Origin of the sequence: Chthonobacter rhizosphaerae (genome assembly GCF_013839525.1) — a bacterium.
Lineage (GTDB): Bacteria > Pseudomonadota > Alphaproteobacteria > Rhizobiales > Pleomorphomonadaceae > Chthonobacter > Chthonobacter rhizosphaerae.
Genome location: NZ_JACDIS010000026.1, coordinates 1 through 10,844, shown reverse-complemented (window position 1 = coordinate 10,844; position 10,844 = coordinate 1). Strand labels below are relative to the sequence as shown.

General features: G+C 61.2%; 7 protein-coding genes and 2 pseudogenes. 7 read left to right on the top strand and 2 right to left on the bottom strand.

Annotation, left to right across the window (positions count from 1 at the left end):
* Positions 1-97: 97 nt before the first annotated feature.
* The 4 genes and pseudogenes from HND91_RS22280 (at position 98) to HND91_RS22260 (ending at position 4,352) form a co-directional block, all read left to right on the top strand.
* Positions 98-1,349: pseudogene (locus tag HND91_RS22280) on the top strand (IS3 family transposase).
* Positions 1,350-1,652: 303 nt separating this feature from the next.
* Positions 1,653-3,251, top strand: coding sequence for a sensor domain-containing protein (locus HND91_RS22270; protein WP_181708810.1), 1,599 nt, complete (start codon positions 1,653-1,655; stop codon positions 3,249-3,251).
* 11 nt (positions 3,252-3,262) lie between these two features.
* Complete coding sequence (locus HND91_RS22265; RefSeq protein WP_181708809.1) at positions 3,263-3,706, top strand: BLUF domain-containing protein; 444 nt, start codon at positions 3,263-3,265, stop codon at positions 3,704-3,706.
* 172 nt (positions 3,707-3,878) lie between these two features.
* Complete coding sequence (locus HND91_RS22260) at positions 3,879-4,352, top strand: transposase family protein (protein WP_181708808.1); 474 nt, start codon at positions 3,879-3,881, stop codon at positions 4,350-4,352.
* A gap of 959 nt (positions 4,353-5,311) precedes the next feature.
* Here the strand turns inward: HND91_RS22260 and HND91_RS22255 are convergent.
* Positions 5,312-5,800 (bottom strand): hypothetical protein, encoded by a 489-nt coding sequence (locus HND91_RS22255; RefSeq protein WP_181708807.1) that lies wholly within the window; start codon positions 5,798-5,800, stop codon positions 5,312-5,314.
* Between the two features lie 962 nt (positions 5,801-6,762).
* Here HND91_RS22255 and HND91_RS22250 point away from each other — a divergent pair.
* From HND91_RS22250 to HND91_RS23300, 3 genes are all read left to right on the top strand, one after another.
* Complete coding sequence (locus HND91_RS22250; protein ID WP_181708806.1) at positions 6,763-7,383, top strand: sensor histidine kinase; 621 nt, start codon at positions 6,763-6,765, stop codon at positions 7,381-7,383.
* Positions 7,384-7,548: 165 nt separating this feature from the next.
* The gene (locus HND91_RS22245) at positions 7,549-7,926 is read left to right on the top strand and encodes a response regulator (RefSeq protein WP_181708805.1); all 378 of its coding nucleotides are present in this window, start codon (positions 7,549-7,551) and stop codon (positions 7,924-7,926) included.
* A 120-nt stretch (positions 7,927-8,046) separates the two neighbouring features.
* Positions 8,047-9,594: an HWE histidine kinase domain-containing protein gene (locus tag HND91_RS23300; RefSeq protein WP_181708804.1), complete on the top strand. Its 1,548-nt coding sequence runs from the start codon at positions 8,047-8,049 to the stop codon at positions 9,592-9,594.
* 153 nt (positions 9,595-9,747) lie between these two features.
* Here the strand turns inward: HND91_RS23300 and istA are convergent.
* A pseudogene (gene istA, locus HND91_RS22235) lies at positions 9,748-10,844 on the bottom strand (IS21 family transposase); the annotation flags it as partial.

Here is a 10,844-nt window from a genome sequence, read left to right as displayed (position 1 = left end):
AAGAGCTTGGACCGACCATCCACCGAATCCCATCATGTGGCGGCTCGCCCGACCACGGACAGAAGCAAGGAACCCGCGGCGCGCTCCGGAAACGGCCTTGACGGAGATAGACCGAATACAGAAGCAGATCATCGGGATCCTGAAGGAGCACGAGGCGGGGATCCCAGTCTCGGACCTGTGCCGCAAGCATGGGGTCAGCGACGCGAGCATCTACAAATGGAAGGCCCGTTTCGGCGGGATGGAGGTATCCGAGGCCAAGCAGCTGAAGGCGCTCGAGGACGAGAATGCCAAGCTGAAGCGGATGCTAGCCGATGCAATGCTCGACAACGTCGCGCTGAAGGATCTCCTGGGAAAGAAGTAGTAACGCCCGCTGCCGAGCGGAGAGCTGTCGCGCATCTTGTGGCGAAGCACGGGATGAGCGAACGGCGGGCGTGTAAAGCCACCGGCTTCTGCCGCATGACTATGAGATATAGGACCACCCGCGGGGATGACGCTCCGCTACGCGAACGCATGAAGGCCATCGCCCAGGAACGGCGACGGTTCGGCTACAGGCGTCTGCATGTGCTGCTCCGGCGCGAAGGCTTCGAGGTCAACCACAAGCGGCTGTTCCGGCTCTACCGCCAGGAGCGCCTGACGGTCCGCCGCCGGGGTGGCCGCAAGCGGTCGACCGGAACACGGGCGCCGATGATGATCCCGCTGCGACCGAACGAGCGCTGGTCGCTCGACTTCGTGGCCGACCAGATGACGGACGGTCGGCGCTTCCGAATTCTGGCGATCGACGATGACTGCACCCGCGAGTGCGTGGCGCTGGTGGCGGAAACGTTGTTGTCGGGTGTAAAAGTTGCTCGCGAACTCGACAGGCTGCTGGCAGAGCGCCGCAGGCCGAAGATGATCGTGAGTGATTGACGAGGATTAGGAAACGATCCAGTGGATCGTTTCCCCGAGGAGGGGCAGCGAGCTTACCTCCAACGCCATCCTGGCACGGGTTGACGCGGCGAGGGTCGAGTGGCATTACATCGCGCCCGGCAAGCCGATGCAAAATGGCTTCATCGAAAGCTTCAACGGCCGTCTGCCGGACGAGATGTTGAATGTCGAAGACGCGTAGCGGCTAGGGTCTGTTCTCTAGCCTGACCCAGGCCAGAGCCGCGCTCACGCGGTGGCGGCTCGACTACAACACCACGCGGCCGGACTCAAAGCTCGGATGGCAGACGCCGGTCGACTTCGCGGCCACGTTCCACCTGCGGCGAGATCAGACGCTGCGCAACGTGAATGGCTCCGCATTTGCCCACACCGTTCAACCCACCCGTGAGGGTCAAACCAACCGCCCGAACGAACTTAAGGCTGGATAAAAACTGGGGGCAACGTCACAGAACATGCTTCAAACTGGATTAACTCACAGGGGTACGGTCAAACGATCCAGATTAGGCCGACGGGAATTGTTACTGCCTAATCGGCCTTGTCGCGGCGGTGAAAGATAGCAAACTACGCCGAGCATGTTCTCGGCCAATAGAGCGAACAATAAGAACTGAGTAGATATTCTGTTAAGCATATGTTTGGACTTACGACAGTCAGACTCGATCGCATGCTTTGATTCACAAATCTGCAGTTTTTAACGCTGAAGCTAGCGTGAACGTCACACTCTAGGTGAGCTCATGACGGCGCTTGATTCTGTCTCTGCTAACACCCATCTGCAACGTAGTGCCGAGGACCTGCTGGAGAACCTTGCACATCCTGTTCTCCTCGTAGGGGAGGATGGGAAAGTTGAATATGCTAATATCGCTGGGCAGGCCTGCCTTGGCGGCTGGATCCTTGGCCTGTGTTTTCAAGATCTTTTCCCTGACCACTTAGAGACGCTCTCGATATCGACGCTGGCTCGCGAACCATTTGTGCTCGTTTCAAGAACGCATATCCGCTTCCGTGCTTTAATCGGATCGGTGACTCGCGGAGCCGTACTACTGAGCCTCTTTCCGGATACCAGCCAAGCGCCCGCGCTCAGTTCCGAAGGAGACGAATTGACTGGCCTTCTGAAGCGCAGAGACATGAACGATCGCTTGGACCAAGTGCTATCTGCCAATTCCAACAGTGTTGCCGTCCACTGTTTGGACCTCGATCGCTTCAAGGTTGTCAATGACACGCTCGGCCACGGCGTCGGCGACCTCCTGCTCAGAAAGGTTGCAGACCGTCTCCGCACTGCCTGCCGGAAGGAGGACCACATTGCTCGCGTCGGTGGCGACGAGTTTATCGTCGTCCAGACAAGCGTCGCTGACGCGAAAGATGCCGAACGTTTGGCCTCGCGTTTAGTGGATTTGATCGGACGAACATACGTCTTAAGTGGCCATACGGTCAATATCGGCGTCAGCATAGGCGTCGCCTTAGGAGAGGGGTGCGTTGTCGGACGAGACTTGCTACGCAACGGGGACTTAGCACTTTACGAGGCGAAGCGCGCTGGCCGGGGCCGCTTTCGCGTGTTCGAGCCTGGTATGGACGCCGCCTTGCGCGAGCGACGCGAACTCGAGATCGAGCTCCGCCGTGCTCTCGCGCTGAAGCAGTTCGAGGTTCATTATCAGCCCTTTGTAGACCTAAGCTCTGACAGGGTAATAGGTTTCGAGGCACTCGTTCGCTGGAACCACCCAACGCGCGGGCGTATCTCGCCCGCCGATTTCATCCCTCTCGCGGAAGAGACAGGGCTTATCAACAAGATCGGCGAGTGGGTGCTGCGCACTGCCTGCACTACGGCAGCAGGATGGGCTGATGACCTGACGGTGGCAGTCAATATCTCTCCGGTGCAGTTTAAAGCGGATACGCTGGTGGATTCGATCGTGTCCGCGCTCGGCCAAGCGGGTTTGCCACCGCACCGGCTTGAGATCGAGATCACCGAGAGTGCACTCCTTGACAACACCGACAGCGTATTGCGAACGCTCCACGCCCTGCGCAACCTCGGTGTGCAGATCTCAATGGACGACTTCGGTACAGGCTACTCGTCGCTCAGCTATCTCCAGAAGTTTCCTTTTCATAAAATCAAAATCGATCGCTCCTTCGTGCAGAGCGCCGAGGCGGGCAGCGACAGCGAAGCCATACTTAGGGCCATTGCAGGACTCGGTGTTAGCCTGGGCATGGCAATCACGGCGGAGGGCGTCGAGACAATCGAACAACTCGAGCGCATCCGCAGTGAGCATTGCACTTATGTGCAGGGTTATTTTACAGGCCGCCCAGTGCCAGCGGACCGTATCAACTCCTTTCTATCCCCTTGAAGGAGAGCCTTATGTCAGAGCCGCTCTACCAACTCGTCTATTACAGCCGGAATGCCATTCGCGGCGATGAAACCGCCTTTGCCAAAGCCATTGCCGCCATTCTGACGGCGAGTCGCCGCAATAACCCGCTGGTGGGCATCACGGGCGCCCTCCTGTTCAACGCTGGTTGCTTCGCTCAGGTGCTAGAAGGCTCGCTGGATGCAGTTGAGGCGACCTTCGAGCGCATTCAGCAGGACGAGCGACATGGTGATGTCTCGCTCCTGGCTTTAGAGCCAATTGCTGCGCGTTCGTTCAGCAACTGGGCAATGGGCTTTGTCGGGCACTCGCGCGAGAACGCCGACCGCTTCGCCGCGATCGGTCTCGACAGCGGCTTCGATCCAGAGCGTCTAGGAGGACAACGAATTCACGAAATCTTGCGAGAACTTGTCATCCAGGAGGAAGTCGTGGCCGCCTGATTGATGTATTTCGGCGTGCAGCTTTGGGTCTGACTCAATCTCGCTGCAGGCTTGCGGCTTGATCGCTTCGGGGGAAGCGGAGGAATCGGCAGATGGTCGAGCGACTTCGCCCTGGAGATATTGTCCCGGCCGGATTTGTCGTCGAGGACGCGAAGATCACCGAGGGATTTCCGTGCTGAGCGTCCGGTCCGCCGCGGTGCGGGCACAATGCCCGAGTTGCGGAACCTGGTCCTCCCGGGTTCAGAGCAGCTATCGTCGAACGGCTTCTGATCTGCCCCTTTCCGGTCGGGCGGCTTCGTTGGCGGAAAGGGTCCGGCGATTTCACTGCGACGGCGCTCAACGCACGCGGCGGATCTTTGCCGAACGCCACGGCGAGGAGATCCTCGCTCCGTTCGCGCGGAGGACCGGCAGACTGGAGATCGTCGTTCATCATCTCGGACTGGCGCTCGGCGGTGGTCCGGGCGCGGGGTTCGCGCGGCGGCTCCAGGTGCCCGTCAGCAACGACACGCTGATCCGGGTTGTCCGACGTCGGGCGACAGCGAAGGCCTACGCGCCACCCCGGGCCGTGGGCATCGACGACTTCGCCTTCCGCCGCAACTGCCGATACGGAACGATCGTGGTCGATCTGGAGAACCGCGGATCCTGAAGCTGTTGCCCGTTCGTGAACCCGCCACCGTCATCGCTTGGCTGAAGGCCCATGCCTCCGTCGAGGTCGTCGCCCGAGACCGGGGCGGAGGCTACAGTGAGGCGTCACCCGTGCCCTTCCGGCCGTGCAGCAAGTCGCTGATCGCTGGCACCTGATGGAGAATGCCAGCCGCGCATTTCTCGATACTGTTCGCGGAGCGTTGCAACGAATCCGGTCGGTGATAGGCGGTACGGCCCTCATTCCTGCTCTGCTGAGTTCAGCGAAACGACTGCAGATCGAAGGATCGGCAAGGCGTCGGCAAACAAACGACACCGTGCTTGCGATGAAAGAGGAGGGACGATCGATCAAGGAGATCGCCCTTGCGGCGGGTCTCGCCCGGGGAACTGCGAATGCGCCGCGCTGGGCATCGGTTGCCGCCTTCTCTCTATTGGACCGGAATAGAAGTTGGCGGTTTCAACGCCAGCAAGTCAACACGATGCAATGTCCATCGCTACATCGCGGTTAGCATGTCAGCCATGGAACAGCAGGTTCGGTGTCTTGCCGGATTATTTGTCACTTGGCGCGCAGACCACCGTTCGCCGTAGGTGAAACCGAGTGCCATCGGCAGCACACTGAAGGATGTCGGAAAGCTACAGCACCCTATTCGCTGTCCATGTTCCGAATTGGCTTGCCCTCTCGATCAATGCTCGTGTAAATTTTACGGTCGTCGCGAGTTTTAAATATCCACCGGCATTCGTTCCCCGACATCGCAGCCATTGCTAAACTCGTATGAGTGACAGTGCCGCCGGTGCTTTTCACTTTGGCAGCATGCTTGCGGCGAAAGGACCGACGAAGGCGTACGCGGATTGATTGTGGACCTGTCGCCAGCCTGTGACGGATCACGGCGGCGGCGTAGCAATGCGCGCCACCGCTCCGGCATGTCATTCAGCCGGGGTTGACGCACGAGTCAGCGCCGATGTTCACTGGGTATCCCGCCGAACCTGTGCGGCTTTCACAAACTGGGACACGCGGCCCACCTCCATAGGCTCTGCGATGCGAGGCCGCCGAGTGTTCGGCTTGGCTCTCATTCCCTTGCTGGCTGTCCGGCTAGGACGTGGGTGGTGGCTGCGGAAGGCAGACCGACGCAATTCCAATGCCCGCTCCGCGTTGCCGATCAGCTCCGCCCGTGCTGCGAATGCTCCCCGTCGCGACTGTTCCTTGTTGACGCGCTGCACGGCCGCGGCGAGCAGTGTAAGCTTTTCTCGGCTTCCCGCATCATCCGTGGCCGGACGGATGCCCACGGGAGCTGATTTGCCTCTCAGTTCGCGCCGCTGTTGGCTCGCGATGTTGCGAGCGCGCGACCGCCGCTCCCGAAGCTGGTCCAGCAGCTGTCGGATATCGTCGTCCGCAAGCTCCGCGAGTTGCGGGTAGTGCGACTGCTTCACAAGCGAAGCCTCGTCTTCCTTCAAGAATCGGCTCTCCGATCGAATGTTGGTTGCCACGTTGGTCCTCCATGTTTCGAAAGGCAAACGTCAGCGGATCCAAGAGGTTGCGGTGCTCTGGATGGCTCTGGACTAGTAGGGCGGACAGAAGCGATCACCATCTTACCGCCCCGTTACCGCTTTCTGCCTTAGATGCAGCCGCTACTGAATAGAAAACGTTCTGAAAAACAATACTGCTCCGGATTCTTCGCATCCTGCGTTCATCATAGACCGGTGAAGCTCAAGTCACTAAGCTGCATGGAAGTTGGTTCATAGGGGAATCGCGGTGCGCAGGCGTAATCTGCTTCTTTTGCTGGCTGCGCTGGTTCCTCTCGTCCTCCTTTCGGCAGGCCTGGCGTGGCACTTCCTGGGCCAGCGCCTGGAAGGCATTCACGACAAGGCCCAGATCGTCTCGGACGAACCAATTGAGTATGTCAACCACGAACTCGCCTAAAACATCCAGCTCCTCGAGATGCTTCCCGCGTCCCCGATCCTGGACGATCGCGAACCCGATTCTGCCCAATTCCATGACCTGGCTTTTCGCTTCATCGGGCGACTTCCGCTATGGGACCGGATAATCCTCAACAGCCGAAACGGGTGCCAGCTTGTGAACACGGTAGTGCTATTCGGCTCGCCCTTGCCCCGCACGATAGTTCCGGAAGAAAGCGAGCAGGTGTTCCGGACGGGGAAGCCGTCAGTTGGCAACATGTCGGGTGCGGGGCTGCTTGCCGCGGACGGCCTACCGCGGGTGAAGATCCGCGTTCCGGTAAGCCGGGACGGCGAGGTCCGGTTCGATCTCACAGTGGTCATGTCGATCCAAGGGTTTTCGGGCCTGTTGACCTCTAAGGTCGCAGAGCCGGAGTGGCGTCCGTCGGGCTTACGTTGCGGTAGCCTTGGCCGCGCTTGCCGCCGTCGGACTCGCCTTCGTTCTCCTAACGCGACGCGAAATCATGACATCTCGCCAGCCGGCAGCGTTCGACGAGAGGTCAGCTCGGCTCGAGGCCCTCGGCAGGATTACGGGCGGGGTTGCTCATGACGTGAACGACGTGCTGATGGTGGTGCTCTCGGGCATCGAACTCGTTCGGAAGCGGACCGCCGGAGCAGAGGTCGATTGTTATCTCGATGCCTTGCGCGAAGCCGTCGAGCGCGGGACTGCTGTTACGCGGGAGCTTCTCGTCTTCTCGCGGGGCAGTACCCGCGAGGTGATGCTTCTCGACCTCCGCAATCATCTCAAAGGCTTCGAGAACATCCTTCGGCAGTCCTTGCGGGGCGACATACGCCTCGAGCTCGACTCAGGGGATGCTTCCGCGTTCGTGGAGGTCGACGTCGCGCAGCTTGACCTCGCGCTCTTGAACATGGCCGCCAACTCGCGGGACGCTATGCCGGACGGCGGCAGCTTCAAAGTCCCAATCGGGTTCGGCGAGTTTCCTGGCCGAAGCGGCCGGAGCGGGGTCTTGCTGGATATGACTGACACGGGTTCGGGCATTTCACCCTATGTGCTTCCAAGAGTGTTCGAATCGTTCTTCACCACAAAGGAAATTGCCAAGGGCACCGACCTTGGCCACAGCTAGGTCTGTGGCTTTGCCAAAGCTTCCGGAGGTGTTGTCGACATCAGAAGCGAGATTGGCGAGGGTACCTCCGTGTCGATCTACCTGCCCGCAGCGTCAGCTCCCGAGAGTGAGGCACGAGCAGTGGCCGATGGCACTCCTTGCCCGCGGACCCTGAGGGAAGGCCGGGTGCTGCTTGTCGACGGCAACGCTCAGGTCAGATCCGTTACTGCAGACCACCTGGCCGATCTCGGGCATCAGGTCTTGCAAGCAGATGAAGCAGCCTCGGCTCTCGGTTTGTTAGGTCAAGATCGACCGGACGTTCTTGTAACGGACCTCGTGATGCCCGGAGCAATGGACGGCTTGCATTTGGCCAGGGAAGCACGGAGGAGATGGCTGGATCTTCCCATCGTGCTCGTATCCGGGTACAGCAAGTCGGCTGGCGCGGCACGTGCGGAGGGTTTCCCGCTTGTGCCGAAGCCCTACGCGAAAGCGGCCCTGGCCGATGTGATCGACCGCGCCCTTACCGCGGCTGCCGCGAGCGATGTGGGGCAGCGTGCGAACTGAGGTGAAGAATGGAACTTCGACCGCTGCTCCGCCTTCACTGTGGCTTTGCTTAAGGCGAGGCTGGGGGGCAGGCAATTGTTACTACCGATAAGGGTTCATCTCTTTGCTTTCGCCATCGCCGTGCTCGTACCCCAGGTGATCCTCGCTGGCGCGATCGGCTACTGGTATGCGCGCGACGAGGAGCGGCGCCTTGAACAATCGGCCGTGTCCATGGCGGGGGCCTTCCGGGCCCGCCTCGACCAGGAACTCGAGGCAATGACGGCGGCGCTGGAGTCTCTAGCAACCTCTCCTCACGTCGACTCCGGCAACTTCGGTGCTTTTTACCTCCAAGCCAAGGATGTCCTGCGGACGCGCGGTGAGGCGATCGCGATGCGTGACCGTACGCACCAGCAGGTCGTCAACACCTACGTGGAATGGGGGAGACCGCTTCCCGTCAGCAAGCACCCTGTTCTTATTGCCGCCGACAAGGCCGTTTTCGAGAAGGTAACGCCCGTAGTCTCCGACATCTACGTCGGGGCGGTGGCGAAGTCGCCGTTTGTGCTGGTGAACGTGCCAGTAACCCGGGGCGGGGAAGTCCGCTATGCACTGAACATGGCATTGAGCCCGCGGTCCATCCGCGACCTTCTGCTGAGAGAAGGCGTCCCAGCAGACTGGATTGTCTCCATCGTCGACGGGAACGGCATGGTGATCGCGCGTTCGCGCGACCACGATGCCTATGTCGGCGCGAACGCTCCCGCAGGGTACATGGTCGTTGCGAACGCCTCGTCCGGCATTATGCCCAGCGTCGTCGCTTTGGACGGCCGTCCGGTTTTCGCTGCCTTCGACGGATCCAGGCAGAGCGCCTGGCGCGTGGTCGTCGCAGTTCCCGAGGAACTGCTCCACAGGGCGTCCCGGCAGCTCGGATACCTGCTGATCGGGTTCACCGTCCTTGCGGCCGCCACCTCAGCGCTGCTGGCCTACGGATACTCGCGGTGGCTTGCGAGGGACTTGCACCTCTTGGAGGCTCAAGCATCGGGGATCGGCGGCGGCACGCCCCAGCGCCCAGGGACCGTCGTCCGCGAGGCGGCAGAGGTCAGCCGGGCCCTTGACGCTGCTCGGGCCAACATAGCCGAGAAGGCATCACGGCAGGAGCTGCTGCTCGCCGAACTCAATCACCGGGTCCGCAACACGCTTGCCGTTGTCCAGTCCCTGATCGCCGGCGCGCGTCGGCGGGATCCCGACCCGGAGCGGGTCCTTAGTGACACCGCCGAACGCATCATGTCGTTGGCGGCGGCGCATTCTCTGCTGAGCGCCAACCAATGGGGCGACACGACGGTTTCCGAGGTCGTTGAGGCGGTCCTCGGACGAGACGTGGACCATTCGGTCGAGGGCCCGGATTCTGTCTTGGCGCCGGAGGCGGTCGTGGCGCTGACGCAAGTTTTGTCAGAACTCAAGTTGGGTGCGCTGCCGGACGGGGGTGCAGCCGCGCGAGTGGTAGTCGACGCGGTGGAGAGCGGTCCCGGCATACTGCGCCTGGCCTGGCGTCAACCGCAAAGCCGCGCCCGCCGCGATAGGGACTTCGGACTAGAGCTCGTGAGCGAACTGGTCGGTCGCCAGCTCTCCGGTTCGGTAACGTATTTTCATCCATCCAACGGCTGGGCCGCGGAGATATCCTTCTCAGTGCCCTGAAGCACCGACGCCCTATCTTGCCTCGTGCCTGAAGGTCGCCGCGGCAACGGCCTGCGGAGGGACTGGCGAGCGTGAACGAAGCGGGAAAGACCGATCGCGCTGCTACGGGCTAATTGGATCCAGTCGTTGCGCTGCTCGTCCGTACTAGTCGCACACCGCCTCTTCGTCGTGATGCAGAACCAGCGCCAGGATGTCAGCCATCTCCCGGTCCCCACCCGGTCGGCGCAGTATCAGATCCTGCAATTGCCGGAAGGCCGGGGGCAGTTCGGTGAAGGGGGCGCCATTCCGGAGCGCCCCTGGCTTACGTTGGAGGACGGCCAGATAGTGCCGCCAGTCGTAGATCGTGCGGGGCGGCAAGTGATGAGAGCGCTGGATCAGGCGCTCGTGCTGGCACAGCACCTGTCCTTCGGCGACCACAACAATCCGCTCGGGGTAGATCCGCAGGCTCACTGGGCGGTTGGCAAATGATGCCGGCACGCTATAGCGATTGCGCTCGAAGCTGATCAGACAGGTGGGCGAGACGCGCTTTCTTTGCTCGACGAAGCCGTCGAAGGCGGGCGGCAACGGCATCAGCGCTGCCTGCTCCTCAGCCCAGACATCGGCAATGCTGCCAGAACGGTCCCCATGCGGGATATCGCACCACAGCTCCAAGCAGCGCTGCTCCAGCCAGCCGTTCAGCGCTGCCAGATCGGGGAAGTTGGGCATCGGCTGCCATAGGCGCGGCCGAGCGTCTCGGACGTTTTTCTCAACTTGTCCCTTCTCCCAGCCTGACGCGGGATTGCAGAACTCCGGCTCGAACACATAGTGGTTTGCCATGGCCAAAAACCGGGCATTGACCTGCCGTTCCTTGCCACGACCGATGCGGTCGACCGCTGTTCGCATGTTGTCGTAGATGCCGCGCCCCGGAACGCCGCCGAAGACACGGAAGCCGTGCCAGTGGGCATCGAACAGCATCTCGTGGGTTTGGAGCAGGTAGGCTCTCACCAGGAAGGCCCGGCTGTGCGAGAGCTTCATGTGCGCCACCTGAAGCTTGGTGCGCTCGCCCACCAGCATTGCGGTCTCCTCGCTCCAGTCGAACTGGAAGACCTCCCCAGGACGGAAAGCCAAAGGCACAAACGTGCCACGCCCCGTTGTCTGCTGCTCCCGTTGCCGATCGGTCCGCCAGTCCCGGGCAAAGGCGGCAACTCGATTGTAAGACCCCATGTAGCCCAGCGCGACTAGGTCAGCATGCAGTTGCTTCACTGACCGTC